The organism is Amycolatopsis sp. NPDC058986 (assembly GCF_042741125.1).
Taxonomy (GTDB): Bacteria; Actinomycetota; Actinomycetes; order Mycobacteriales; family Pseudonocardiaceae; genus Amycolatopsis.
Map to the genome: position 1 here is coordinate 23,932 of NZ_JBHYJW010000004.1, position 25,370 is coordinate 49,301.

The 25,370-nt window shown below is 67.8% G+C and carries 17 protein-coding genes; 2 read left to right on the forward strand and 15 right to left on the reverse strand.

Annotated elements, in window-relative coordinates; genetic code table 11:
* Positions 1-52: 52 nt before the first annotated feature.
* Both ACFW0G_RS05120 and ACFW0G_RS05125 read right to left on the reverse strand, forming a co-directional pair.
* Positions 53-1,852 (reverse strand): hypothetical protein, encoded by a 1,800-nt coding sequence (locus tag ACFW0G_RS05120; protein ID WP_378323719.1) that lies wholly within the window; start codon positions 1,850-1,852, stop codon positions 53-55.
* 890 nt (positions 1,853-2,742) lie between these two features.
* A complete protein-coding gene (locus ACFW0G_RS05125; RefSeq protein WP_378323469.1) occupies positions 2,743-4,248 on the reverse strand; it encodes an SdrD B-like domain-containing protein in 1,506 nt (501 codons plus the stop codon).
* Here ACFW0G_RS05125 and ACFW0G_RS05130 point away from each other — a divergent pair.
* Positions 4,199-4,558, forward strand: coding sequence for a hypothetical protein (locus ACFW0G_RS05130; RefSeq protein ID WP_378323471.1), 360 nt, complete (start codon positions 4,199-4,201; stop codon positions 4,556-4,558). The genes ACFW0G_RS05125 and ACFW0G_RS05130 overlap by 50 nt on opposite strands.
* 168 nt (positions 4,559-4,726) lie before the next feature.
* Here ACFW0G_RS05130 and ACFW0G_RS05135 read toward each other — a convergent pair whose 3' ends face one another.
* Together ACFW0G_RS05135 and ACFW0G_RS05140 are read right to left on the reverse strand one after the other, a co-directional pair.
* Positions 4,727-8,638 (reverse strand): DNA-directed RNA polymerase subunit beta', encoded by a 3,912-nt coding sequence (locus tag ACFW0G_RS05135; RefSeq protein ID WP_378323472.1) that lies wholly within the window; start codon positions 8,636-8,638, stop codon positions 4,727-4,729.
* Between the two features lie 89 nt (positions 8,639-8,727).
* The gene (locus tag ACFW0G_RS05140; protein ID WP_378323473.1) at positions 8,728-12,231 is read right to left on the reverse strand and encodes a DNA-directed RNA polymerase subunit beta; all 3,504 of its coding nucleotides are present in this window, start codon (positions 12,229-12,231) and stop codon (positions 8,728-8,730) included.
* A gap of 720 nt (positions 12,232-12,951) precedes the next feature.
* Here ACFW0G_RS05140 and ACFW0G_RS05145 point away from each other — a divergent pair.
* Positions 12,952-13,599 carry a class I SAM-dependent DNA methyltransferase gene (locus tag ACFW0G_RS05145; RefSeq protein ID WP_378323474.1) on the forward strand — a complete coding sequence of 216 codons (648 nt, stop codon included), beginning with the start codon at positions 12,952-12,954 and terminating at the stop codon, positions 13,597-13,599.
* A 55-nt stretch (positions 13,600-13,654) separates the two neighbouring features.
* Here the strand turns inward: ACFW0G_RS05145 and ACFW0G_RS05150 are convergent, their stop codons facing one another.
* Genes ACFW0G_RS05150 through ACFW0G_RS05200 form a run of 11 tightly spaced genes read right to left on the reverse strand, consistent with a single transcriptional unit; the run spans position 13,655 to position 25,273 of the window.
* A complete protein-coding gene (locus ACFW0G_RS05150) occupies positions 13,655-14,773 on the reverse strand; it encodes a hypothetical protein (protein ID WP_378323475.1) in 1,119 nt (372 codons plus the stop codon).
* Positions 14,774-14,795: 22 nt separating this feature from the next.
* Entirely contained in the window at positions 14,796-15,416 is a 621-nt protein-coding gene (locus ACFW0G_RS05155; protein ID WP_378323476.1) for a hypothetical protein, read from the reverse strand.
* 36 nt (positions 15,417-15,452) lie between these two features.
* The gene (locus ACFW0G_RS05160; RefSeq protein ID WP_378323477.1) at positions 15,453-16,718 is read right to left on the reverse strand and encodes an MlaD family protein; all 1,266 of its coding nucleotides are present in this window, start codon (positions 16,716-16,718) and stop codon (positions 15,453-15,455) included.
* Complete coding sequence (locus ACFW0G_RS05165) at positions 16,718-17,926, reverse strand: MCE family protein (protein WP_378323478.1); 1,209 nt, start codon at positions 17,924-17,926, stop codon at positions 16,718-16,720. The genes ACFW0G_RS05160 and ACFW0G_RS05165 overlap by 1 nt, the downstream gene beginning before the upstream one ends.
* Positions 17,926-19,110, reverse strand: a complete 1,185-nt coding sequence (locus ACFW0G_RS05170; protein ID WP_378323479.1) for an MCE family protein — start codon at positions 19,108-19,110, stop codon at positions 17,926-17,928. The genes ACFW0G_RS05165 and ACFW0G_RS05170 overlap by 1 nt, the downstream gene beginning before the upstream one ends.
* The gene (locus tag ACFW0G_RS05175) at positions 19,107-20,093 is read right to left on the reverse strand and encodes an MCE family protein (RefSeq protein ID WP_378323481.1); all 987 of its coding nucleotides are present in this window, start codon (positions 20,091-20,093) and stop codon (positions 19,107-19,109) included. Before ACFW0G_RS05175 ends, ACFW0G_RS05170 begins: the two co-directional genes overlap by 4 nt.
* The gene (locus ACFW0G_RS05180; RefSeq protein WP_378323482.1) at positions 20,090-21,121 is read right to left on the reverse strand and encodes an MCE family protein; all 1,032 of its coding nucleotides are present in this window, start codon (positions 21,119-21,121) and stop codon (positions 20,090-20,092) included. Before ACFW0G_RS05180 ends, ACFW0G_RS05175 begins: the two co-directional genes overlap by 4 nt.
* Positions 21,118-22,452, reverse strand: coding sequence for an MCE family protein (locus ACFW0G_RS05185; RefSeq protein WP_378323483.1), 1,335 nt, complete (start codon positions 22,450-22,452; stop codon positions 21,118-21,120). The genes ACFW0G_RS05180 and ACFW0G_RS05185 overlap by 4 nt, the downstream gene beginning before the upstream one ends.
* Entirely contained in the window at positions 22,449-23,285 is an 837-nt protein-coding gene (locus ACFW0G_RS05190) for an MlaE family ABC transporter permease (RefSeq protein WP_378323484.1), read from the reverse strand. The genes ACFW0G_RS05185 and ACFW0G_RS05190 overlap by 4 nt, the downstream gene beginning before the upstream one ends.
* A gap of 3 nt (positions 23,286-23,288) precedes the next feature.
* On the reverse strand, positions 23,289-24,041 hold the full coding sequence (locus ACFW0G_RS05195; RefSeq protein ID WP_378323720.1) for an MlaE family ABC transporter permease: 753 nt from the start codon (positions 24,039-24,041) through the stop codon (positions 23,289-23,291).
* A gap of 38 nt (positions 24,042-24,079) precedes the next feature.
* On the reverse strand, positions 24,080-25,273 hold the full coding sequence (locus ACFW0G_RS05200; protein ID WP_378323485.1) for an ABC transporter ATP-binding protein: 1,194 nt from the start codon (positions 25,271-25,273) through the stop codon (positions 24,080-24,082).
* Positions 25,274-25,370 lie beyond the last annotated feature (97 nt).

Genomic DNA, 25,370 nt, shown 5'->3' on the forward strand with positions numbered 1-25,370 from the left:
CGGGGTGGTTTGCGGTGGGGGGGGGCGTGAACCGCCCGCCACGGCACGGTGATCATTTGATGTCCGCGTCCGCGACGACGAACAGTTCGGAGTGCGGTTTGGCGTTGCCGAAGTCCCCGTGCGGCCAGGACTTGCGGTTGAAGTTGATACCGACCTGCCCGGTGAACTCGTCCCGGAACTTCTGGTCGACCGCGACCTTCCCGTCCGGCCCGAGGTTCAGCAGGTTGACCTTGTGGTCACCGTCCAAACCGGACCGGGCGACGAAGTAGTTCGACACCGCGAGGTGCTGCGGCTGGGCGGTTTCGTGGTAGAAACCGTCGGCGCCGAGCGTCCAGTTGTCGTAGGCGCCCCAGTGCGGGCCCGCGCCCGGGGTACCGGGGTTGATCGGCGCCGCGCCGGCGACGGTCGGGAGATCGCCACCACCGCCCTGCTGAGCCTTCTCCTTGGTGTCGATGCGGCCCTTGATGTCCTCGACCCGATCACCGGCATTGACCAGCTTCTCGATGTTGAGGACGTACACGCCACCGGTGGTGCCGGGGTCGTCCGGCCCGAGCGCGCCCTTCTGCCGCCCCTGGATGGCGCGGTAGAGGTACTTGTCGTCCGGACTGGTCTGGATCCAGCCACCGTTGGAACTACCGCCGTTTGAGTCGTTGTTCGGGTAGATCGCCTTGTTCGCGGTGCCGTCGTCGAACACCTCGATCCAGTGCGGCTCCTTCGCGGTGATGTCCGGCGTGTAGAACACCGCGCCGCCCTGCATGGTCTGGGCGAACGCGCCCTTGTGGCCGGGCTGGTTGGTCACCGTGGTCTCCATGACCGCGCGGCTTTCGGCGTGCAACGGGTCCTTCGGATCGGCACGCGGGCCGTCCTGCAGGTAGGACACCGACTTCAGCTTCGGGTGGTTCCGGTCGGCGATGTCCCAGGTGCGCACGGTCGGGCGGCGCAGGTACGGCGAGGGTTGCTTGACCGGGTCGAGAATAATGTTCCTCGGCTCGGCGTAGTCACTGGTGACCAACGTGTTCAGGTCCTCGCGGGCCTGGATTCCGTGCGGGTTCGCGCAGGTCGGCTTGCCCAGCTGCGGCAGGTTGTCGCACAGTTTCTGGTTGTCGCCCTGCGGTGTCGCGGCAGGCGACTCGGAAAGCACCTTGGCGTTCTGGTCGAAGCGGACCACCTCGCCGGGGCTGCCGGCGAAACCGTTGCCGATCTGGGTCGAGCCGTCGGCGTAGGAATGCGGGCCCGGAACGACCGGGCCGCCCATGTACGTGCCATAGGCGGTGCCGTCCTTGAGCACCCAGTACGCGTCCGGCACCGAGCCACCGAGCGTCTGCGTCGGCAAGCTGACACCCTTGAGCTTCAGCTGCGGCAGCGCACCGACGTCGAACGCGTAAGTCGCGGCGGCGAAGAGCGCACCGGCGTAGATGGTGTCTCCCTTGTGCCACACGTATTGCATGTGGTGCGGCTCGTTCTCGACGAGCGGGCCGACGGTGGCGGTGTTGACCACCTTGCCGTAGGTCGGCGAGCCCTGGGTAGCGTCGATCACGGCCAGGAAGTCCGGCCCGGGAAGCGCGTTCTTAACCTTGTTCAGACCACCGCCGAGCGAGCCCGGCAGGTTCTTGACGTCCTTGACCAGTGTGTCGGCGATGTTCTCGTCACCGGCCCAGACCAGCAGCCATTTCTTGGGCGTGCCACCGGAACGCGCCTGCGTGGCGAGATCCTTGGACACCAGGTGGTTCTGCACCCAGTACTGCTTGCCGTCGGCCGCGGTCTTCGCGTCGGTGACGACCTGGACGTCGGCGTAGGCGCTGGTCGCCGAGCCGGTGTAGGTGACCGCCGCGACGGCCAGTGCGGCCGCCATGGCGACGGTCACCACTTTTCGCCTGCGGACCGAGCCGGTCCGGAGCGAGGTGAATCGCATACGTACTCCCTGTTTGTCGAAAAGCGCCACGAAAGGCACATCCCTCCCCCTGTTTCGCGCACGACGAACTGACCGATTGCGGCAGGGGAAGCCGGCGGCACCGCGCGTACGCGTTCACCGGACCGGCGGATCCGGAAATGCTCGCGGTGCGGCGAATAATGAACGGGTCACGGTGAATCGGCACGCACCGGGAAACGGGCGCGCGGATTCAGCGGATCGGCTGCGGAGGAACCGTCAGGAATTCATACAGAGCGCGCTGGCCTGGTGCCGAAGATCCACGTGGCGGCGGCACACCAGGGCGACAGGAGCGGACATGCGCGAAATAGTCGACCCAACCGGTCATCGTGTCAATCTCGTGATCAAAGAATGAGAACTAGCCCGGCTGGGTGAATTTCTCTCTGCACGAAGGTCAGCAACCCTCTGTTGACTAGCCCGAACGAGTGGCGCCTTCTCGGACCATGAGAAGTGCTCCCCTTGGCCGTCTCACAACTGGTCACAACGGCCCTATCCGCGCCCTCACCCCTGGCGGCAGGCGTGATGATTTCGTTACCAAATGCCGGGAACTTGTGGGCTTGCCGGCCGACTTGGCCCCCTCCCGCGACCATCGCGACCCGCCGCCGCACCACCCTCCCGCCAGATCCTTAGCGTTGCTCAGCGCCGCGTTTAGCCCGCTAACTGCGCTTGCCGGGGCCGCGCAGAGTGCGTTTAGCGGGCTAAACGCGCTCGGGGCGGGGCTGGGAGGAGGGTGGAGGGGGCGGCTCGTGGGGTGTCGGGGAATGAAGAAGCGCCCTCGGCCGAAGGGGGCCGAGGGCGCTGGGAGGGGGATGGTGTTAGGCGGTTGGACGGCGGCGTCGGCGGGCGACGAGCACGAAGGCCGCACCGAGCGCCAAGGTGACCAGGCCGAGTGCGCCGAACGCGAGCGCGTCGACGCCGGTGCTGGCCAGGCCGGAGCTGCCGCTCTGACCGCCGCCGGTCCCCTGGCTTCCGGCGGGGGCGGCGTCCGGCGACGTGGGAGTGCCGGGCCGGCCGCAGCTCGCGGGCTGGGCTGGCACGGTCGGCAGCGGCGCGTCACCGGACTCGGCCAGGATCACCACCCGGGCCGGGTGGTCGGCGGGGCCGTAGACGTTGATCGCGGTCGGGTTCTGGTACTTGATCCGCCAGCCCTGCGGAGGCAGGAAGTACAGCTGGTAAGCGGGCCCCGGCACCACGTCGTGGAACTCGAAGTGCCCGTTCGCGTCGGTCGTCTGCTCGCCGGCGATCGGGCAGTCCTGGTCGGAGACCAGCACGACCTTGACCCCGGCGACGCCCTGCTGCGGCTTCCCTTGGTTGTCGAAATTGACGGCCACATCGCCGACGACGGCGGCCTTGGCACCCGGCACCGCCGCCTGGTCATGAGCCTTCGCGTGGTTGTCGATGTCGACCTCGCGATAGCCGAAGTCACAGGAGGCAACGACGTAACCCCGATTGAAGGCGGCCTCGGGCACTGCCTCGGACACGTCGAAGGTACGGGTCTGCCCGGGCGCGATCGTCACGCCGCCCGCCGCGAGGTCTCCCCACCCGGGGCCGCGGCCGTTCAGGATGTAGCCGTCGCCGATGCGGTTGCACGCGGCCACGATGCCGGTGAGCGGGATCGGGCCGGAGTTGGACAGCGTCACCGTGACGTGCGCGAGTTCCCCTGGCTTGTAGCTGCGCTGGGTGAAGGCCATCGACGCCTTCAGCGCGCCGTTCAGCGGCGGTGCCCCTCGGACGAGCAGGTCCTTCGTGTCCGGTCCGATGTGGACGGTTTCGAACGGGATCAGCCAGCCGCCGACCACTTCGCCACCGAGGTAGTAGTCCGCGGCCGGCGCGTCGAAACTGAACTTCCCGTCGGCGTCGCTCGTCGCCGAGTACGTCCCTCCACTGTGGACGTACCGCAGAGTGAGCTTGGCGCCGGCCAGTTGTTCACCGTTGTCGAAGATGCCGTTGCCGTTCCGGTCGCCAAAGACGACGCCAGCCGCATGACCGGGCCCCTTGGTCACCGTGACCTCGGCGTTGAACGTACCGGCACCGAATCCGGTCTCGTCGTACACGAATCCCCGCACGACCGCGGTGGCCTTTTCGAGATCACGAACCTTCCCGGAGACCGGCAGCTCGTAGGTGGCCCCAGGATCGAGGTTCAGTCCCGGCTTGCCCTTGAGCGGACCCCAGCCTGGGTCGTACGGGACCACAAGATCGGTCGGATCGAGGATGTTCTGGGAGACCTGCAGACCAACTGCAGGAGTCTCGCCGATGTTCTTCAGCTTGAAGATGAACCGGACGTCCTCGTCCGTCCGGTACGACGTCTGGGCGAAGATCACCGACGCCTCGACACGGGAACGCTGCGCGGACTCGGCTTTCGGCTGCGGCGCCGCGGGCTGCGAACTCACCGCAGGCGGAGAACTCGGCACGGCCGAAGAACTCGGCGCGCTGGGCTCCGGTGCCGCGGAACTACTCGACGGCGCGGCCGTGGACGGCGGCGCGGTGGAAACAGGTACCGGATCCGCTCCGGCGGGCGCGGCGAACACGCCGGTCAATGCCACCGCCGCGGCGAACGTGGCGAGACAGCTCGCCACCGTCCGCGCGATGGGTCTTTCGCCAGGTAATTTGTTCACGCAGTGTCACCCCTGATTACCCGATGGAAACGCGCAAAGCCCCCGAACCGCGTAGAACCGGATCACCTTAGCGAGATTCGCGAAAAGGTGAATATCCGTTTCCGGTGAACGGTGTACCGCCGTGACATTCCCCGGAAAAGCGAAGAGCCCCCGGCGTGTGCCGGGGGCTCTTCGAAAGGGTGGATCAGCGGAAGTCGCGGCCGAAGTCGTAGTCGTCCAGCGGCACCGCGGCGCCCGGCGAGGAGCCGAACACATCCGGGGTGTAGTAGCCGTCGTCGTAGGACGGGATCGCGTAAGCGGCGACCCGCGCCTCCTCGGTCGGCTGCACCTGGATGTTGCGGTACTTGTTGATCCCGGTACCGGCCGGGATCAGCTTACCGATGATCACGTTCTCCTTGAGGCCGACGAGCTTGTCCGAGCGGCCGTTGATGGCCGCGTCGGTCAGGACGCGCGTGGTCTCCTGGAACGACGCCGCCGACAGCCACGAGTCCGTGGTCAGCGAGGCCTTCGTGATACCCATCAGCACCGGACGGCCCGAAGCGGGCTCGCCACCGTCGTTGACCGCGGCCCGGTTGGTCGCCTCGAACCTGGTCCGCTCGGGCAGCTCGCCCGGCAGGAAGTCCGTGGCACCGGAGTCGATGATCGTCACGCGGCGCAGCATCTGCCGGACGATGACCTCGATGTGCTTGTCGTGGATCGACACACCCTGCGCCCGGTACACCTTCTGGACCTCGTCCACCAGGTGCATCTGCGCCTCGCGCGGCCCCATGACCCGCAGGACCTCGTGCGGATCCGGCGTGCCTTCGAGCAGCTGCTGGCCGACGTTCACGTGGTCGCCGTCGCCCAGCGGGCCGTTCGGGGTGTTCGCGAGCCGCTGCCGCTTGGACAGCTTGTCGAAGACGATCTCCTCGCCCCCGTCGTCCGGGATGAGGGTGATCTTCCAGAACCGCTCGCTCTCCTCGATCCGCACGCGGCCGTCGACGTCGGCGATGGGCGCCTTGCCCTTCGGGACGCGGGCCTCGAACAGCTCCTGGACACGCGGCAGACCGGTCGTGATGTCGTCACCGGCGACACCACCCTGGTGGAACGTACGCATCGTCAGCTGCGTACCCGGCTCACCGATCGACTGGGCGGCGACGATACCCACCGCCTCGCCGACGTCGACGAGCTGACCGGTCGCCATCGAGCGGCCGTAGCAGGTCGCGCAGATACCGACGGCCGACTCGCAGGTCAGCACCGAGCGGACCTTGACCTTCGAGATGCCGCTGCCGAGCAGCTTCTCGATGGCCGGGTCGCCCAGGTCGTCGCCGGCGTTGAGCACGACGTTGCCCTTGGCGTCCACCGCGTCCGTCGCGAGGTTCCGCGCGTACACGCTGGTCTCGACGTGCTGGTCACGCAGGACCTTGCCGTCGCCGATGTCCTCGCCGATCGGCATGTTGATGCCGCGGGTGGTGCCACAGTCGATCTCGCGGACGATGACGTCCTGCGAGACGTCCACCAGACGACGGGTCAGGTAACCCGAGTCGGCGGTACGGAGCGCCGTGTCCGCCAGACCCTTCCGGGCACCGTGCGTCGCGATGAAGTACTCCGCCACCGACAAGCCCTCACGGAAGTTGGCCTTGATCGGGCGCGGGATGTACTCACCCTTCGGGTTCGACACCAGACCACGCATCCCGGCCAGCGACCGGACCTGCGTCATGTTCCCCGCCGCGCCGGACTTCACGATCATGGCGATCGGGTTGTCGTCCGGCAGCGCCGTCTCCATGATCTTGTGGACCTCTTCGGTGGCCTGCGTCCACACCTTGACGAGCTCGTTGTTGCGCTCGGTGTGCGACAGCTGACCACGCTGGTAGCGCTTCTCGACCTGGTCGGCCTTGCCCTCGTACTCGTCGAGGATGGCCTTCTTGCCCTCCGGCACCAGGACGTCGGAGATCGCCACCGTGACGCCGGAACGGGTCGCCCAGTAGAACCCGGCGTCCTTCAGGCGGTCCAGGGTCTGCGCGACCTGGGTCATCGAGTACCGCTCGGCGAGGTCGTTCACGATCGCGGCCTGACGCTTCTTCGGCATCGGCTCGTTGATGAACGGGTAGTCCGCCGGCAGCAGCTCGTTGAACAGCACGCGGCCCAGGGTGGTCTCGGCCAGCCAGGTCTTGCCCGGCTCCCAGCCGTTCTCCGCCAGCCGCGCCTCGTCGGCCTTGGCGGGCTGACGGTCGGTGATGCGGATCTTGATCGGGGCGTGCAGGCTCAGCGCCTTACGGTCGAAGGCCATGATCGCCTCGGCGGGCGAGGAGTACGCCTGACCCGCGCCGTCGGCCTTCTCGTTCAACCGGGTCAGGTGGAACAGGCCGGTGACCATGTCCAGCCGCGGCATGGCGAGCGGACGGCCCGACGCCGGCGACAGGATGTTGTTCGCCGACAGCATCAGGATCCGGGCCTCGGCCTGCGCCTCGGCCGACAGCGGCAGGTGCACCGCCATCTGGTCACCGTCGAAGTCCGCGTTGAACGCCTCACAGACCAGCGGGTGCAGCTGGATGGCCTTGCCCTCGACCAGCTGCGGCTCGAAGGCCTGGATACCGAGGCGGTGCAGGGTCGGCGCACGGTTGAGCATCACCGGGTGGCCGGTGATGACCTCTTCCAGCACGTCCCACACCTGCGGCCGCGAGCGCTCCACCATCCGCTTGGCGGACTTGATGTTCTGCGCGTGGTTCAGGTCGACCAGCCGCTTCATGACGAACGGCTTGAACAGCTCGAGCGCCATGTCCTTCGGCAGACCGCACTGGTGCAGCTTCAGCTGCGGGCCGACGATGATGACCGAACGGCCGGAGTAGTCGACACGCTTGCCGAGCAGGTTCTGGCGGAACCGGCCCTGCTTGCCCTTGAGCAGATCGGACAGCGACTTCAGCGGACGGTTACCGGGACCGGTCACCGGGCGGCCGCGGCGGCCGTTGTCGAACAGCGCGTCGACGGCCTCCTGCAGCATCCGCTTCTCGTTGTTCACGATGATCTCGGGCGCGCCGAGGTCGATGAGCCGCTTCAACCGGTTGTTCCGGTTGATGACCCGGCGGTAGAGGTCGTTCAGGTCGGAGGTGGCGAAACGGCCACCGTCGAGCTGGACCATCGGGCGCAGGTCCGGCGGGATCACCGGGACGGCGTCGAGCACCATGCCGCGCGGGTCGTTGCCGGTGGCCTGGAAGGCCGCGACGACCTTGAGCCGCTTCAGCGCGCGGAGCTTCTTCTGCCCCTTGCCGTTGCGGATGGTGTCGCGCAGGCTCTCGGCCTCGGCGTTGACGTCGAACTCGGTGGCCAGCTTCTGGATGGCCTCCGCGCCCATGCCGCCGGTGAAGTACTCGCCGTAGCGGTCGATCAGCTCGCGGTAGAGCAGCTCGTCGGCGATCAGCTGACGCGGCTCGAGCTTGGTGAAGGTGCTCCAGACCTCGTCGAGACGGTCCAGCTCGCGACCGGCGCGGTCACGGAGCTGGCGCATCTCGCGCTCGCCGCCCTCCTTGACCTTGCGGCGGACGTCGGACTTGGCGCCCTCGGCCTCCAGCTCGGCGAGGTCGGCCTCGAGCTTCTGGGCGCGGGCCTCGATGTCGGCGTCGCGCTTGGTCTCGAGGTTCTTCTTCTCGACGCCGATCTCGTTCTCGAGGGTCGGCAGGTCGTTGTGCCGCAGCTCGGTGTTGACGCCGGTGATGACGTAGGCCGCGAAGTAGATGATCTTCTCGAGGTCCTTGGGCGCCAGGTCGAGCAGGTAGCCCAGGCGCGAGGGAACACCCTTGAAGTACCAGATGTGGGTGACCGGGGCGGCCAGCTCGATGTGGCCCATCCGCTCACGGCGCACCTTGGCACGGGTCACCTCGACGCCGCAGCGCTCGCAGATGATGCCCTTGAAGCGGACCCGCTTGTACTTACCGCAGTAGCACTCCCAGTCCCGGGTCGGGCCGAAGATCTTCTCGCAGAAGAGGCCGTCCTTCTCGGGCTTGAGCGTCCGGTAGTTGATGGTCTCCGGCTTCTTCACCTCGCCGTAGGACCACTGACGGATGTCGTCGGCGGTAGCGAGGCCGATGCGGAGCTCATCGAAGAAGTTGACGTCCAGCACGTCTTTGCATCCCCTTGGGGTTGTTTCGACTAAGAGGGGTCGGCGGTGGGGCGGGGACCTGCGGGAGGCCGGTCCCCGCCCGGCACCGGTCAGTGCACGACGTCGTCCACCGAGGGCGACTCGTTGCGGGACAGGTTGATGCCGAGGTTCGCCGCGGCGCGCTCGAGGTCCTCGTCGTCGGAGTCGCGCATCTCGATGGCCGCGCCGTCGCTGGAGAGCACCTCGACGTTGAGGCACAGCGACTGGAGCTCCTTGAGGAGCACCTTGAACGACTCCGGGATGCCCGGCTCGGGGATGTTCTCCCCCTTGACGATCGCCTCGTACACCTTGACGCGGCCGACCACGTCGTCCGACTTGATCGTCAACAGCTCCTGCAGCGTGTAGGCCGCGCCGTACGCCTGCATCGCCCAGCACTCCATCTCACCGAAGCGCTGGCCACCGAACTGCGCCTTACCACCCAGCGGCTGCTGCGTGATCATCGAGTACGGGCCGGTGGAGCGGGCGTGGATCTTGTCGTCGACCAGGTGGTGCAGCTTCAGGATGTACATGTAGCCGACCGAAACCGGGTACGGGTACGGCTCGCCGGAGCGGCCGTCGAACAGCGTCGCCTTGCCGTTCTCCTTGACCATGCGCTCACCGTCGCGGTTCGGCCTGGTCGCCCCGAGCAGCCCGGTCAGCTCCTCTTCCTTCGCACCGTCGAACACCGGGGTCGCGGTGTTCGTGCCGGGCTCGACGTCGTAGAGCTCCTCGTTGAGGTTCTTCGCCCAGTCCGGGCCGCCCTCGATCTTCCAGCCCTGCGAGGCCAGCCAGCCGAGGTGCAGCTCCAGGATCTGGCCGATGTTCATCCGTCGCGGCACACCGTGGGTGTTCAGGATGATGTCGACCGGGGTGCCGTCCTCCATGAACGGCATGTCCTCGACCGGCAGGATCTTGCCGATGACACCCTTGTTCCCGTGCCGGCCGGCGAGCTTGTCGCCCGGCTGGATCTTGCGCTTCTGGGCCACGTAGACGCGGACCAGCTCGTTGACGCCGGGGGGCAGCTCGTCGTCGTCCTCGCGGGAGAACACCCGGATGCCGATGACCTTGCCGGTCTCGCCGTGCGGCACCTTCAGGGAGGTGTCGCGGACCTCGCGGGCCTTCTCGCCGAAGATCGCGCGGAGCAGGCGCTCCTCCGGGGTCAGCTCGGTCTCGCCCTTCGGCGTGACCTTCCCGACCAGGATGTCGCCGTCGCGGACCTCGGCACCGATACGGATGATGCCGCGCTCGTCGAGGTCGGCCAGGACCTCCTCGGAGACGTTCGGGATGTCCCGGGTGATCTCCTCGGCGCCGAGCTTGGTGTCGCGGGCGTCGATCTCGTGCTCCTCGATGTGGATCGAGGTGAGCACGTCGTCCTGCACCATGCGCTCGGAGAGGATGATCGCGTCCTCGTAGTTGTGGCCCTCCCACGGCATGACCGCCACGAGCAGGTTCTTGCCGAGCGCGACCTCACCGTTCTCGGTGGACGGGCCGTCGGCGATGACCTGGCCCTGCTCGACCCGGTCGCCCTCGTTGACGATCGGGCGGTGGTTGAAGCAGGTGCCGTGGTTCGAGCGGCGGAACTTGTAGAGGCTGTAGCTCTTCCGCGTCCCGTCGTCGTGCATGACCGTGATCAGATCGGCCGACAGCTCCTCGACCACACCCGACTGCTCGGCGACCAGCATGTCGCCGGAGTCGATCGCGGCCCGCAGCTCCACGCCGGTGCCGACGTACGGCGCCTGGCTGCGCAGCAGCGGCACCGCCTGACGCTGCATGTTCGCGCCCATCAGCGCGCGGTTCGCGTCGTCGTGCTCGAGGAACGGGATCATCGCGGTCGCGATCGAGACCATCTGCCGCGGCGAGACGTCCATGTAGTCGACGTCCATCGGGTCGATCAGCTCGACCTCGCCGCCCTTCCGGCGGACCAGGACGCGGTCCTCGAGGAAGTGGCCGTCGTCGTCGATCGGCGCGTTCGCCTGCGCCTTGACGTAGCGGTCTTCCTCGTCCGCGGTCAGGTAGTCGACCTGGTCGGTGACCCGGCCCTCGACGACCTTGCGGTACGGCGTCTCGATGAAGCCGAACGGGTTGACCCGCGCGTAGGAGCACAGCGAGCCGATCAGGCCGATGTTCGGGCCTTCCGGCGTCTCGATCGGGCACATCCGGCCGTAGTGCGACGGGTGGACGTCGCGGACCTCCATGCCGGCGCGCTCACGGGACAGACCACCGGGCCCGAGGGCGTTCAGGCGGCGCTTGTGGGTCAGGCCGTCGATCGGGTTGGTCTGCTGCATGAACTGCGACAGCTGCGAGGTACCGAAGAACTCCTTGATCGCCGCGCCGATCGGGCGGATGTTGATCAGGGTCTGCGGCGTGATCGCCTCGACGTCCTGCGTGGTCATGCGCTCGCGGACGACGCGCTCGGTGCGGGACAGGCCGACGCGGATCTGGTTCTGGATCAGCTCGCCGACGGTGCGGATGCGACGGTTGCCGAAGTGGTCGATGTCGTCGGTCTCGACCGGGATCTCCTCGCCGGTCGACGCGGTCATCTTCTCCTCGCCGGCGTGCAGCCGGACCAGGTACTCGATGATCGTGACGATGTCCTCTTCGGTCAGCGTCCCGGTGCCGTGCGGCGTGTTCAGGCCGAGCTTCTTGTTCAGCTTGTACCGGCCGACCTTGGCCAGGTCGTAGCGCTTCGCCTTGAAGAACAGGTTCTCCAGCAGGGTCTGCGCGCTCTCCTTCGTCGGCGGCTCGCCCGGGCGCAGCTTGCGGTAGATGTCGAGCAGCGCCTCGTCGGTCCCCGCGGTGTGGTCCTTCTCGAGGGTGGCCAGCAGCGTCTCGGAGAAGGAGAAGCGCTCGCGGATCGCCTCGGTCGTCCAGCCGAGCGCCTTCAGCAGCACGGTCACCGGCTGGCGGCGCTTGCGGTCGATGCGGACGCCGACGGTGTCGCGCTTGTCGACGTCGAACTCCAGCCAGGCACCGCGGCTCGGGATGACCCGGACGTCGAACACGTCCTTGTCGGTCGTCTTGTCGACGTTGCGGTTGAAGTACACGCCCGGGGAGCGGACCAGCTGCGACACCACGACACGCTCGGTGCCGTTGATGACGAACGTGCCCTTGTCGGTCATCACCGGGAAGTCGCCGAGGAAGACCGTCTGGCTCTTGATCTCACCCGTGTTGTTGTTGACGAACTCCGCCGTGACGAACAGCGGGGCGGCGTACGTCATGTCCTTGTCCTTGCACTCCTCGATGGAGGCCTTGACCTCGTCGAAGCGCGGGTCGGAGAAGGACAGGGACATGGAACCCGAGAAGTCCTCGATCGGCGAGATCTCGTTGAGGACCTCCTCGAGACCGCCGATCGGGTTTTCCTCGCCAGCCTCGACCCGACGCTCGTACCACGCTTCGTCACCGGTGAACCACTGGAACGACTGGATCTGGACGTCGAGCAGGTTGGGCGTAGTGAGGGGCTCGCGAATCTTTGCGAAGGAGACCCGCTTGGGCGCGCCGGGGATTCCCGTGGACTCCGAGCGAGTTACAGCCGAGGTGGTCGCAGCAGTGGCCTGGTTCGCGGGAGAGACTGCCAAGATGCGTCCTTCCGGGGACAATGAGCGGTGGCAGCCGCCATAGCAACAGCTATCGGTGACTGTCAAGGGTGTGCCGTGTGCCCACTATCCTAACTACCGGCTCCGGGCAGCCTGAAAGAGGGCAGCGCAAAGAGACAGTTTAGCCCGGACGTCGCTGCCTGTCCAGGGGGCTCTCCAGACGGGGCCCAGCCCACACCGCAACGCCTTCAGGCATGCCTCCCAGCGTGCCGGTCGTCCCTCCCGCAAGGGCTTCCGGTGTCGCTGTCGGAAGTAAGCGTGAACCCACCGGGGCCCGGAGTCAAGATGCCACGCCATGGTCCCGCCGGTTGGCGCAGCGTGGGAGAGGGCCAGCGGAGCGTGAGCGGCCCAATATCATCCTGGTTACCGGCCGGTAGCGCCACCTCGGGCACTCTACCTGGGGTTTCGTGCCCCCGGGAAGTATGTCGAAGCCCACTCGACCGACGCGGCGCCGGAGATGCCCGGCAGGGAATTTCTCCGCTCTCGCGGCACATCGAGGTTCCTCCGGGCCCGGGTTCCGGGGCCCGTGGAAGCCGCCGGATGCGCTGAAGGACGCCCTCGGTGCGTTGGCCGCGGCGAAGGGGCCCTTCGGCACTCCTGACGCGACGAGGGCGTCCCTCGGTGCTTCGAGCGCATCGAAGGCGTCCCTCGGCACTCCGCGACCGCCGGACACGGACGGCACCGGCGCCGTAGGGTTCCGCCGTGACCGAATCCACCGTCCTGAGCGACACCAGGGCCGCCTACGACGCCGTCGCGTCCCTCTACGCCGAGACGTTCAGCAACGTGCTCGAGACCTTGCCGATGGAACGCGCGATGCTGGCCGCGTTCGCGGAGCTCGTACGGGCCCACGACGCCGGGCCGGTGGCCGACCTCGGCTGCGGCCCCGGCCACGTGACCGCCCACCTGCACACACTCGGGCTGACCGCCTTCGGCGTCGACCTGTCCGCGGAAATGATCGCGCTGGCCCGCAGGGCCCATCCGGACCTGCGGTTCGACGAGGGTTCGATGACCGCGCTGGACCTCGCCGACGAGGTGCTCGGCGGGATTCTCGCGTTCTACTCCGTCATTCACACCCCGCCACGGCTCCTGCCCACCGTGTTCACCGAGTTCCACCGGGTGCTGGCACCGGGCGGCCACCTCATGCTCGGCTTCTTCGCCGGGGACGACCCGGTGCCGGAGGAATTCGACCACAAGGTCACGCTCGCCTACCGGTGGTCGCCCGACAGCCTCATGGACCTCCTGCGCCAGTCCGGGTTCGTCGAGGTCTCCCGGATGCTGCGCGAGCCCTACGAGAACGAGCGGCGGTTCCAGCAGGCCCAGCTGCTGGTCCGCAAACCCCCGAAGTCCTGACCGCCCCTCGGCCACCGCAGTCCACAAAGGACAATGCGGTGGCCCCGGGTGCGGGTTACTTGCTTGGCGGCGCCGGGGAGGAAGGCGGCGCGGACTGCTGTGGCGGCTGGGGCGCCTGGTAGGTGTCCATGTCGGTGACCTTCCACTTGTCACCCTGCAGCTGGGCGTTGACGTGCAGCTGCGCGCTGCCCGCGGTGGTCTTCTTCGTGTCCGCCCGCGTCGAGGTCTGGTCGACGAAGAGGATCACCTTCGCCAGATCGCCGTTCAGCATGATCACCGCGCTGCGGGTGACCTTGGCCGTCACGACCATCTTCTGCTGCGGCGCGAGCCGTTTCACCTCGCCCATCAACGCGTTGTACTTCCCGCGGACCTCGTCGTTGGCCAGCAGGTCGTTCGCCGCGTCCTCGGTCTTCTTGATGTTGTTGTAGTCGTAGGAGAACAGCGCCTCGGTCGCCTTCGACATCTGGTCCTTGACCTGCGCGGTCTTCGCGACGTCGAGCAGCGCGGTGTTGCTCGTGGAGTCGGCCGCCTCGTTGCCCTTGAGCACGAAGATCACCGCACCGGCCGTGAACAGCAGCCCGACCACGAACAGGATCCCGGCCACCAGGTAGCCCCAGGGCACGCCCGGCTTCGAGGGTGCGCTCGCCGCGTACGCGGGCTTCCCGGCGGCCTCCGCCTCGGCCTCCTCGACGTCGACCGGCTTGGACCGCCACTCGTCACGGGCCTTCCGCCGCGGGCTCGGCTTCGCGTCCTCGACCGGAAGCTCACTGGTCTCCGGCTCAGCCATTTCCGCCGAAGAAGTCTCCGGCTCGTCGGTTTCCGGAGCGGTGCTCTCCGGCTCACCAGTGATCGGATCGGCCGCGATCCGCGCCGTCTCGGCCTCCGACGACGACGCCGCGTCCGCCTCGGCTGCGGCGTCGGCAGTATCGGCGGAGGCGCTGTCGGACAGCCCGGTCGTCGCGGGGACACCAGCGTCCGGGAACCGCGGCTCCTCGGAGGGCGACGCGGCCGAGGGACGGGGCGTCGGACGAGGCCGCGTCGCCGCGGAGGTCGTCTCCTCTTCGGTGGCGGGCGAGGGCGGAGCGGACGGGCCGGGGGAAGGCTTGCGCAGGCCCGCGACACGCGGCCGGCGGGCCGGCGGGGTCGAGCGGGGCTGACGACGAGAGGGGGGCAAAACAGGCTCCGTTCTGGTGCGGCTACTGACCGGCGGCGACGAGCGGCACGTTGTCGATACCGGACAGCTTCCAGTCCTGGCCGACCCTGGTCATCGAGACCTCGAGCCGCAGGGCCTTCGCGCTGGACTTGTCACCCTGGGTGACCTGGGTGCTGATGGCGGCGAGGAAGCTGGCCTTGCCCTGGTGGTCGTCCAGTTCCTCCACACCGATGTCCTGCACGGTCGTGCTGACCTTGGTCTTCGCTTCCGTGAGCGCCTTGCGGTAGGTCGGCTCCAGCTGGGACAGCTGCTTGGCCATCTCGTCGCTGGAGACGGCCTTCTGCTGGTTGAAGAAGTTGTCCAGGTTCTGGTAGTCGACCTCGGTGTAGGCCTTGATCGCGGTGGCACCGGCACGGACGACGGCGTCTCTGGAGCTGGCCAGGCCGGCGTTGTCGCCGGAGGCGACGAGCCACCACCGGACGCCGAACGCGGCCGCCACGATCAGCGCGGCCAGCGCGAACGCCGCCGCGATCACCATCAGCAGCCGCGGGAGCTGCCACCTCCCGGCCGGGGTCGCGGCGGGGACGGCGGTGGCGACCGGTTCGGGCGCGGCGCCGTAGGGGTCGGTCCCGGCGGTCACGTCCGAAGGTTCGTCCACACTCATAACACTCCAGCGTAGGTAGCGGTCATCAAATCGCTGTCAGGCACCCACACCCAGCAGCGAAGCCAGGTTGTTGAGGCTGACACCGGGGCTCCCGACGACGCCCGGCACCTGGGCGTTGCGCTGGTCGGCCAGCTCCTGGTCGGGCCGGTTGGCGTTCGCCTTGATGTCGGCGTCCGACGGCACCACCGGCACCCCGTTGTACGGCGCGTTCTGCGAACCACGCACGTTGATCGGGCTGCCCTTGGGCTCCGCGCAGTACGCGTTCTCGGCCCCCGGCCGCGGCGTCAGGTCCGAACCGGGCCGGTAGTCCTTGTAGGGCAGATAGCCCTTGGTGCACGCGGGCGGGTCGAACAGGTTCAGCACCAGCCCGAGGTGCGCGGTGCCGTCGCCGGGCGCGACACTGCGGGCCGCGCCGACCAGCGCCGGGTAGGTCACGAGGACCTGTTCGACCCCGTCGAGCCGGGTCGAGAGCAGGTTCGACGTCGTGAGCAGGTTCGCCGTCAGCGCGCCCAGCCCCGGGCCGGACTCGGCGAGGACCTGGCTGACCTGGTTGGCCACCTGCGGGGTGATGCCGATGAGCTTGCGCAGATCGCCGTCGGAGTTCTTCAGCGTGCCGGTGAGCTCGTTGAGGCTCTTGCTGAACGACGCCATCGAGCTCGCCTCGGCGTTCTGCGTGTCCAGCACCTTGCCGCCCGCCTGGAGCAGCTGCACGGTCTGCGGCAGGTACTTCTGCGCGGTGGAGGTGAAGCCGCGCGCGGTGTCCATCAGCCGTTGCAGGTCCGGACCGGTGCCGGAGAAGGCGTTGTACGACTCGTCGACGACGGTGCGCAGCGAATCGGTCGGCACCGAGGTCGCGAGCGAGTCGAGGTCGCCGATCAGCTCGTTGGTGCTGACCGGGACCTTCGTCTTCGCCGCCGGGATGACGGTGCCCGAGGCGAGATACGGGCCCTTGTCGGCGGCGGGCTGCAGGTCGACGTACTGCTCGCCGACCGCGGACCGGTTCGCCACGACGGCCTTCAGGTCGCTGGGGATCTGCGGGGCCGACGGGTCGATGTTGAGGTCCGCTTCCAGCCCGGTCTTGGTCAGCCGGAGTTCGCCGACGCGGCCGACGTTGAAGCCGCGGTAGGTCACCTCGGCGTTGCTGAAGATGCCCCCGGACTCGTTGAGTTCGAGCTTCACCGTGTACCCGCTCTGCCCGAACACCTGGCCCAGCCCGGCGAAGCGGATCAGCGCGTACACGATGGCGACGATCGAGATGACCGCGAAGGCCACCAGCTGGATCTTCGTCCTGCGGATCAGCATCAGCCCGCACCTCCCGACAGCAGGCCGAAGATCCCGGCGACGCCCGTCTGCTGCGGCGACGGCTGCCCGCCGCCCGCCGGGGCGGACTGGCTCCCCTGCTCACCGGGGATCGGCAGCGGCGGCGGCTGGTTCGCCGGCGTGCCGGGGACACCACCGGTCAGCCCCGGCACCGGCACCAGGTCCTTCAGCGGGTTCTGCCTGCTGCGGCCCAGGTTGTCCATGATGTCCTTCAGGTTCAGGTCGACCTTCAGGAACAGGTTGAAGTAGTCGCCCTTGACGTCCTCGACGGCCTGATCGCTGAATGGGAACGTCAGCATCAGCTGCAGCGCCTTCGGCAGGTTGGCACCCGCCTCGCCGAGCTTCTGCAGCGTCGGGGTCAGCGCCTTGAGGTCGGCGACGAGGTTCGCCTGGCTCTTGTTCACCGTGTCGGTCGCGACGCCGGAGAGGTTGTTGAGCGCGTTGAGCATGTTCACCAGCTGACCGCGCTGCTGTTCCAGCACGCCGAGCCCCGGCCCGAGGTTGTCGACCGCGCCGACGAGCTTGTCCTTCTGCCCGCGCAACGTGCTCGAAAGCCGGTTCAGCCCGTCGATGGCCCGCGTGATGTTCGCCGACTGGCGGTCCAAATTGGACACCAGCTCGTCGGCGTTGTGCAGCAGCGCCTTGATCTCCGGTTCCCGTCCGGCCGTGACGTTGGTGAGCTCCTTGGTGATGGTGTTCAGCTGCGCCACCCCACCGCCGTTGAGAAGCATCGACAACGCGCCGAGGACCTCTTCGACCTCGACGTCGCGGCCGGTGCGCTCCAGCGGGATCGTCGCGCCGTCGGCGAGCTTCCCGGTCGCGCCCTCGCCGGGCGAGGAGAGCGACACGTACTTCTCGCCGAGCAGGCTCGACTGGCGGACGCCCGCCATCGCGTTCGCCGGCAGCTTGACGTCGCCGTTGACCTTCACGGTGACCTGGGCGTGCCAGCCGTCCGGCGTCAGCCCGATCGACTCGACCCGCCCCACCGGCACGTCGTTGACCTTCACCCCGGACTGCGGGACGAGGTCGAGGACGTCACGGAAGTCGATCTTGACCGTGTATGGGTGGTTGCCGACGTCGGCGCCACCGGGCAGCGGCAGGTCGTAGATGCCGTTGAACGCGCAGCCGCTCAGCGTCAGCGCGGAGACGGTGGCGAGGACACCAGCGGTCAAAAGGCGAGAGCGTCGCATCACTTGCCCCCCGGGGAACCGTAGAGCTGCCCGGCGATCGGGAGCGGCAGCGGCGGGAGCTGGCCGTTCTGCAGCGAGTGGATCACCTGGGCGATCGAGGGCAACGGCACGAGGCCGTCGACCACCCCGGCGATCGACTTGCACGCGTCACCGAGCGCGTCCAGCGCGGCGGGCGTCTGCTTGAGCAGGTTGCACACCATCACCAGCGGCGGCTGGGTCAGCTCGTTGAGCAGCGGCCGCGCGTCGAGCGTGCCCGAGGAGCCGTTGTAGGTGTTGACCAGGTTGGACAGGCCGAGCGGCGCGACGTCGAGGGTCTCGGCGAGCGCGCTGCGCTGGTCCACCAGCACCTTGGTCACGCTCGCCAGTTTGTCCACATTGGACTTGACCCGGCCGCGGTTCTGCTCGATGAACGCCTGTACCGAGGTCAGCGTGGTGCCGAGCTGGCGGACCGTGGCGGCGAGATTGTCCTTCTCCCCCGCCAGGTAGCCGCTGACGTCGGCCAGCTGCCGCTCGAACTGGCGGACCTGGCCGTCGCTGTTGACCAGTGTCTGCGAGAACTGGCCGAGGTTCTCGACGGTCTTGAACAGGTCGCCGGAGTTGCCCTGCAGCGTCCCGGCGGCCTGGCCGAGCTTGGTGATCGTGTCGTGCAGCGCCTGGCCGTTGCCGTCGACGTTCTTCGCCGCGGTGTCCAGCAGGTTCGACAGCGACCCGGTCTTGTTCGCGCCGTTCGGGCCGAGCGACTTGCTGACCTTGGACAGACTCGCGGCGAGCTGGTCGACTTCCAGGGGGACCTCGGTGCGGTTGAGCGGGATGACCGTGCCGTCGTTGATGCGCGGGCCGCCGGTGTAGGCCGGGGCGAGCTGGATGTACCGGTCGCTCACCAGCGACGGCGACACGATCAGCGCCTTCGCGTCGGCGGGCACCGGGACCGACCGGTCGTACTGGAGGTCGACCTTGACCTGGTTGCCCATCGGCTGGATCTTCGTCACCGTGCCGACGTCGACGCCGAGCATCTTGACGCTGTTGCCCTCGTAGAGACCGACGGCGCCGGCGAAGTAGGCGGTCAGGTGGTTGCGCCCGGCGTCCTTGAGCGTCCACCACAGCGCGCCGGCCACCACGAGCGCCAGCACGATCGCGACGGTGAAGCCGCGGAGAAGACTCTGTCCGAAGCGGGTGTCACTCATTTCGCGTAGCACCCCTCTTCGTTGATCGGGCCGAACGACGGCAGCACCAGACCACAGATGTAGTTGTCGAACCAGTGCCCGGTGCCGACCGTGTTGGTGAACACCCGGATGAACGGCGCGAACTTCGCGATGCCCTGCGCGAGGGAGTCCTGGTTGCGCTGCAGCATCGAGGTCAGCTGGTCGAGCTGGGTGAGCACCGGGTTGAGCTGCTTGTCGTTGTCGTCGATCAGGCCCTGCAGCTGAGAGGCCAGCTGCTTCGAGCCCGCCAGCAGCGAAGAAATCGCCGCCTCACGCCGGGAGATCTCGTCGAGCAGCTTGTTCCCGTCGCCCAGCAGCTTCTGCACCTCGGCGTCGCGGTCCACCAGCGTCTGCGACACCTGGCGGGTGTTGGCGAGCAGGTTCGACAGCTGCTGATCACGCGAGGCGATGGTGTCCGACAGCCGCGACAGCCCGGTCAGCGCGCCCTTCACGTCCTGCGGGGTGTTGCCGAAGGTCTGCGAGATGGTGTCGAAGCTCTTCGCCAGCTGGTCGGTGTTGATGTTGTCGACCGTGCTGGACAGGCCGCGGAACGCGTCCAGCACGTCGAACGGCGACATCGTCCGGTCCCGCGGGATCGTCGCGGACGGGTTCTGCGTGCCCTGGCCCTGCGGATCCAGCGCGAGGTACTTCTGGCCCAGCACCGTCTTGATCTTGATCGCCGCGTTGGTCTTGTCGCCGATCCAGGCGTCCTTGACCTTGAACGACACCTTGACGTTCGCGCCGTCGAGCTTGATGTCGGACACCTTGCCGACCTTGACACCGGCGATGCGGACGTCGTTGTCCTTCTGCAGCCCCGCGGCCTCGGCGAAATCCGCGCTGTAGGTGGTGCCGCCGCCGATGAGCGGCAGGCTGTCGGAGTTCAGCGCGGCGATGAAGCCGAGCACCAGCACCGCGATTCCGGCGAGGGCGATCGGGACGGGGTTGCGCTTCTGGAACGACTTCATCCCTGGCACCTCGCCCGGTTGGCGGGCAGGAGCGGGACGTTGATCGGCTCGTTGATGAGCGGAGGCAGGGCCACGCTTCCCTTCACTTCACAGGCGTAGAAGTTGAACCAGGACCCGTAGTCCGCGGTGCGCGTCAGCGCGGAGACCTTCTTCGGCAGGAGCTGGAAGAAGTGTTCGAGCAGCGGCTCGTTCTGGTTCAGCTTGTCGGTGAGCGTGCCCAGCGCGGCGATGTCGTCCTTCAGCGGCGCGCGTGCCTCGGACAGCAGCCCGGACGTCGACTGCGCGAGGTTGCCCAGTCCCTCGATCGCGTCCCCGATCGGCTTGCGGTCGGCGGCGAGCCCGGAGACCAGCTGCTGCAGCTTGATGATCAGGTCGTTGAGCTGCGGGGTGTGCGCGTTGACCGTGTCGAGCACCGAGTTGAGGTTGTCGATGACCTCGCCGATCACCTTGTCCTTGTCGGCGATCGTGGTCGCCAGCGACGCGGTGTGCCGCAGCAGGCTCTCCACCGTGCCGCCCTCGCCCTGCAGGACCTGGATGACCTCGTAGGACAGCTTGTTGATGTCGTCCGGGTTCAGCGCGGTGAACAGCGGCTTGAAGCCGTTGAACAGCTCGGTGAGGTCCAGCGCCGGCGTGGTGCGCTCCAGCGGGATGGTGCCGCCCGGCTGCAGCATCCCGCCGCCCACCGGGCCGCCCTGCGACAGCGAGACGTAGCGCTGGCCGACCAGGTTGCGGAACTTGATCTGCGCGGTGACCCCGGCCGGGAGCTTGATGCCGGAGTCGACCTCGAAGTCGACCTGCGCCTGGCGCCGGTCGACGATCTTGACGTCCTTGACCTGGCCGACGCGGACCCCCGCGATGCGGACGTCGTCGTTGGGCAGCAACAGCGTCGCGTCGACGAAGCGGGCCTGATAGGCCTTGGTGCTGGTGTTGTTCATGTTCGCGATGCTCAGCCCGAGCACCGTGGTGAACAGGACCGTGACCACGACGAAGACGACCAGCTTGATCAGCGGCGCGAGCAGTCCCCTCACTGGACCGTCACCTCCGCCCCTCGGTAGAGCGGGCCGACCAGCAGCGAGCTCCAGCCGGGCACCTTCGCGGCGTCCATGCCGACCTGCGGGCCGACGAGCTGGGACAGGAAGTCGTGCTCCGCGGCGGTGTAGGCCGGGTTGCCCGCGGAGGCACCACCGCCGCCCAGCCCGACGGCGTCCGCCTTGAAGTTCGCCGGGTTGAGGCCCTCGCTGACCGAACGCGGCGGCGGGGTCTGGCTCGTGCCGTCCTTGAACGGCCCGTCCGGCGGCTGCTGCGGGAACGGGTCCGGCGGATTCTTGAAGTCGTAGCAGCGCGGGCCGCGCTTGTCCTCGAACCGCGGCTCGTCCTTGCCCGGCTTGTAGGCACCGCGGTTGACGACGATCTCGAGCGTCGCGTGCAGGCCCGGCTTGCCGGTGCCCTTGCCGAGCGCCTGGTCGACCAGCGGCACGATGCCCGCCATCCCGTTGATCACGCACGGGTACTCGGGCGAGTACTTCGCGAGCAGCTCGGCGGTGGGCCGGGCGGTCTTCGCCAGGCTGATCAGGTTCGAGGCGTTGTTCTCCAGGAACGTCTGGAGGTCCATCGAGGCCTGGCCGAGGCTGTTGTACAAAGTGGACAGATTCTGCCGCTGGTCCACGACCGTCCTCGTGGTCGTGCTCAGGTTGTCCAGGCTCTGCACCAGATCCGGCGCCGCGTTGCCGAGGTGCCCGGAGAACTCGGTGAGTGCCTTGAGGTTGTGCTGCAGCTCGGGTTCGTGCGGGTTCAGCTGTCCGATGTAGTCACCCAGCTGGGACAGCGTCTCGCCGAGGTCGTTGCCGCGGCCCTTGAGCGCGGTGGAGATCGCGGTCAGCGTGCTGGACAGCTTCTGCGGCTGGACCGCCTGCAGCACCGGCATCAGGTCACCGAGCGCCTTGCTCAGCTCGACCGCGGTGACCGAGCGGTCCTGCGAAATCGTGTCGCCGCTGGCGATCGTCTTCGACGACGGGGCGTCCGGGATCTCCAGCGACACGTACCGCTCGCCGAACAACGTCTTCGGCAGGAACCGCGCCGAGACGTTCGCCGGGATCAGCTTCGCCGACTCCGGCTTGAGCGCGAGCGTCAGTTCGGCGCCGTCGGTCGTCGCGTCGATCTTCTTGACCGAGCCGACGATCAGCCCGCGCACCTTGACGTCGGACTGCTCGATCAGCTGGTTGCCGACCGTGTCGGCCTTCAGCTTGACCGTGACCACGGACGTGAACGCCTTGTCGTAGAGCGCGATGCTCAGCGCGACGCCGCCGACGAGGACCGCGACCAGCAGCAGACCCAGCAGCCTGCGCCTGATGGTGCTCATCCCGCGATCCTCACCGTGACGTCGGTTCCCCAGATGGCGAAACCGATGAAGAAGTTCATGATCGAAACCGTGACGATGGACAACCGGACCGCCTTGCCGACGGCGACGCCGACACCGGCCGGTCCGCCCGTCGCCCGGTACCCGAAGTAGCAGTGCGACAGGATGATCAAGACGCTGAACAGCAGCACCTTGATGAACGAATACAGCACGTCCTGTGGTGGTAGGAAAAGGTCGAAATAATGGTCGTAGGTTCCCGCTGACTGGTTGTAGATGTAGATAACGACCAAGCGTGACGCGAGATACGAGCTCAGCAGGCCGATGATGTAGAGCGGGATGACCGCGACGAACCCGGCGATGATCCGCGTCGTCACCAGGTACGGCAGGCTCGGCACGCCCATGACCTCGAGCGCGTCGATCTCCTCGGAGATCCGCATCGCGCCCAGCTGCGCTGTGAACCCGGCACCGACCGTCGCGGACAGCGCGAGCCCGGCGACCAGCGGTGCGATCTCGCGGGTGTTGAAGAACGCGGTCAGGAAGCCGGTGAACGCCGAGGTGCCGATCGAGTTCAGCGCCGAGTAGCCCTGGAGACCGACGAGCACACCGGTGAACAGCGTCAGGCCGACCATCACGCCGACCGTGCCGCCGATGACCGCGAGCGAACCGGACCCGAAGCTGACTTCGGCCAGCAGCCGCAGGACTTCCTTGGTGTACCGGCGCAGCGTCCTCGGCGTCCACAGCAGTGCCCTGCCGTAGAACGACATCTGGTCGCCCAGCGAGTCCAGCGTCTGCAAAGGACGGTTGGCGACGCGTTTCGCGCCTTGGAGGAACGTCATGCGCTAGTCCAGCTTTCCGGGCACGATCTGCAGGTAGACCAGCGTGATCACGAAGTTGACGACGAACAGCAGCAGGAACGTGATGACCACCGACTGGTTCACCGCGTCCCCGACGCCCTTCGGCCCACCGGAGGGGTGGAGCCCGCGGTAGCTGGCGACCACCGCGGCGATGAAGCCGAAGATGAGCGCCTTGAGTTCCCCGACCCAGAGGTCGGGCAGCTGGGCCAGCGCGGAGAAGCTCGCCAGGTACGCGCCCGGCGTCCCGCCCTGGAGCACGACGTTGAAGAAGTAGCCGCCGAGGACGCCGATGACGCTGACCATGCCGTTGAGCAGCAGCGCCACCAGCATCATCGCGAGCGTGCGCGGCACGATGAGGCGCTGGACCGCGGAGACGCCCAGCACCTCCATCGCGTCGATCTCCTCGCGGATCGTCCGCGCGCCGATGTCCGCGCAGACAGCGCTTCCGCCCGCACCCGCGACGAGCAGAGCCGTCACCAGCGGGCTCGCCTGCTGCACGGTGGCGAGCACCGAACCGGCGCCGGTGTAGGACTGCGCGCCGAGCTGACGCGCGAGCGAGCCGAACTGCAGCGAGATGACCGCGCCGAACGGGATCGCGACGAGCGCGGTCGGCAGGATCGTCACGCTGGCGATGAACCACGCCTGCTGGATGAACTCACGCAGCTGGAACGGACGCTGGAAAATGCCACGGACGATGTCCAGGCCGAGAGCGAACAGGTTCCCGGTCTGCCGCAGCATGCCGATACCGGGAATCTTCGCCGGTGTTGCGGTCGAGCTCACCCGGACTCCTGATCACCACGCGGACGCATCCGGTGCGAACCCTGTCTCGGCTGACCGGCGTCCCACCCGTTGCCAGGCAGCTGGGCGACCTGGTCGGGGGGCAGCTGGCCCTGATGGTGGCTCGGCATCGAGCCGGTGCCCGTGTCCTGTCCGCGCCTGCCCGCCGGGACCAGCATGTGCGGGCTGACGCCGTAGCGCTGCTGTTCCTCGGGGGACAGCGATTCGATGATGCCCTCCTGCGCGGCGGGCGGAAGCGTGTGCAGGATCTTCATGACCCGGTCCTTGCGGCGCCGCTCGCCGGAGCGGGCGGGCACGCCGGGGCTGACCTGCATCTGCGGCACGACACCGCGGACGTCCTCGTGGTCGAGCGCGCCGTCGGCGTGTCCCGCGGCGGCCTCGGCCTCCTCGCGGGCCATGGTGGCGCTGTCCTTCTCCTCGGACATGCCGATCGGACCGCGCTTGCGGCCGTTGAGGAACTGCTCGACCACCGGCTCGTCACTGGTCAGCAGCACCTCGCGCGGGCCGAACATGACCAGCTCCTTGCGGAAGAGCATGCCCAGGTTGTCCGGCACCGTGCGGGCCAGGTTGATGTTGTGCGTGACGATCAGGAACGTCGCGTCGATCTGCGCGTTCACATCCAGGAACAGCTGCGAGATGTAGGTGGTGCGGACCGGGTCCAGACCGGAGTCCGGCTCGTCGACCAGGATGATCTGCGGGTCCAGCACCAGCGCGCGGGCCAGCCCGGCACGTTTGCGCATACCGCCGGAGATCTCGCCGGGCAGTTTCTTCTCCGCCCCGGCCAAACCGGTCATTTCCAGCTTTTCGAGCACGATCCGGCGGATCTCGGTCTCGGACTTCTTCGTGTGCTCGCGCAGCGGGAAGGCCACGTTGTCGAACAGGTTCATGGACCCGAACAACGCCCCGTCCTGGAACAGCACCCCGAACAGTTTCCGGATCTCGTACAGCTTGTGCTCGGAGCAGGTCACGATGTCGACCCCGTTGATCACACACCGGCCCCGTTCGGGCTTGAGCAGCCCGATCATCGACTTCAGGAAGACCGACTTCCCGGTCCCCGACGGCCCGAGCATCGCCGACACCTCGCCCGGAGGCAGCGTCAACGTGACGTCCCGCCAGATGGCCTGCTTACCGAAGGACTTCGTCAAGCCCTCGATGACCACCTCGGCACCCATCGCACCTCCAGGAGCTGTTCCGCGTCATTGCGCGCCCGCCGCCTCGCGCCACTGGCCGCGAAACCCGCGAACGCGCCTCGATCCCGCGTCAACCAGG

Excerpts from the sequence above, each read along its gene's own strand:
- ACFW0G_RS05120 (WP_378323719.1), bottom strand. The coding sequence starts at position 1,852 with ATGGCGGCCGCACTGGCCGTCGCGGCGGTCACCTACACCGGCTCGGCG.
- ACFW0G_RS05130 (WP_378323471.1), top strand. The coding sequence starts at position 4,199 with ATGAACCGGACGTCCTCGTCCGTCCGGTACGACGTCTGGGCGAAGATC.
- ACFW0G_RS05155 (WP_378323476.1), bottom strand. The coding sequence starts at position 15,416 with ATGAGTGTGGACGAACCTTCGGACGTGACCGCCGGGACCGACCCCTAC.
- ACFW0G_RS05160 (WP_378323477.1), bottom strand. The coding sequence starts at position 16,718 with ATGCTGATCCGCAGGACGAAGATCCAGCTGGTGGCCTTCGCGGTCATC.
- ACFW0G_RS05165 (WP_378323478.1), bottom strand. The coding sequence starts at position 17,926 with ATGCGACGCTCTCGCCTTTTGACCGCTGGTGTCCTCGCCACCGTCTCC.
- ACFW0G_RS05170 (WP_378323479.1), bottom strand. The coding sequence starts at position 19,110 with ATGAGTGACACCCGCTTCGGACAGAGTCTTCTCCGCGGCTTCACCGTC.
- ACFW0G_RS05175 (WP_378323481.1), bottom strand. The coding sequence starts at position 20,093 with ATGAAGTCGTTCCAGAAGCGCAACCCCGTCCCGATCGCCCTCGCCGGA.
- ACFW0G_RS05185 (WP_378323483.1), bottom strand. The coding sequence starts at position 22,452 with ATGAGCACCATCAGGCGCAGGCTGCTGGGTCTGCTGCTGGTCGCGGTC.
- ACFW0G_RS05190 (WP_378323484.1), bottom strand. The coding sequence starts at position 23,285 with ATGACGTTCCTCCAAGGCGCGAAACGCGTCGCCAACCGTCCTTTGCAG.
- ACFW0G_RS05195 (WP_378323720.1), bottom strand. The coding sequence starts at position 24,041 with ATGCTGCGGCAGACCGGGAACCTGTTCGCTCTCGGCCTGGACATCGTC.
- ACFW0G_RS05200 (WP_378323485.1), bottom strand. The coding sequence starts at position 25,273 with ATGGGTGCCGAGGTGGTCATCGAGGGCTTGACGAAGTCCTTCGGTAAG.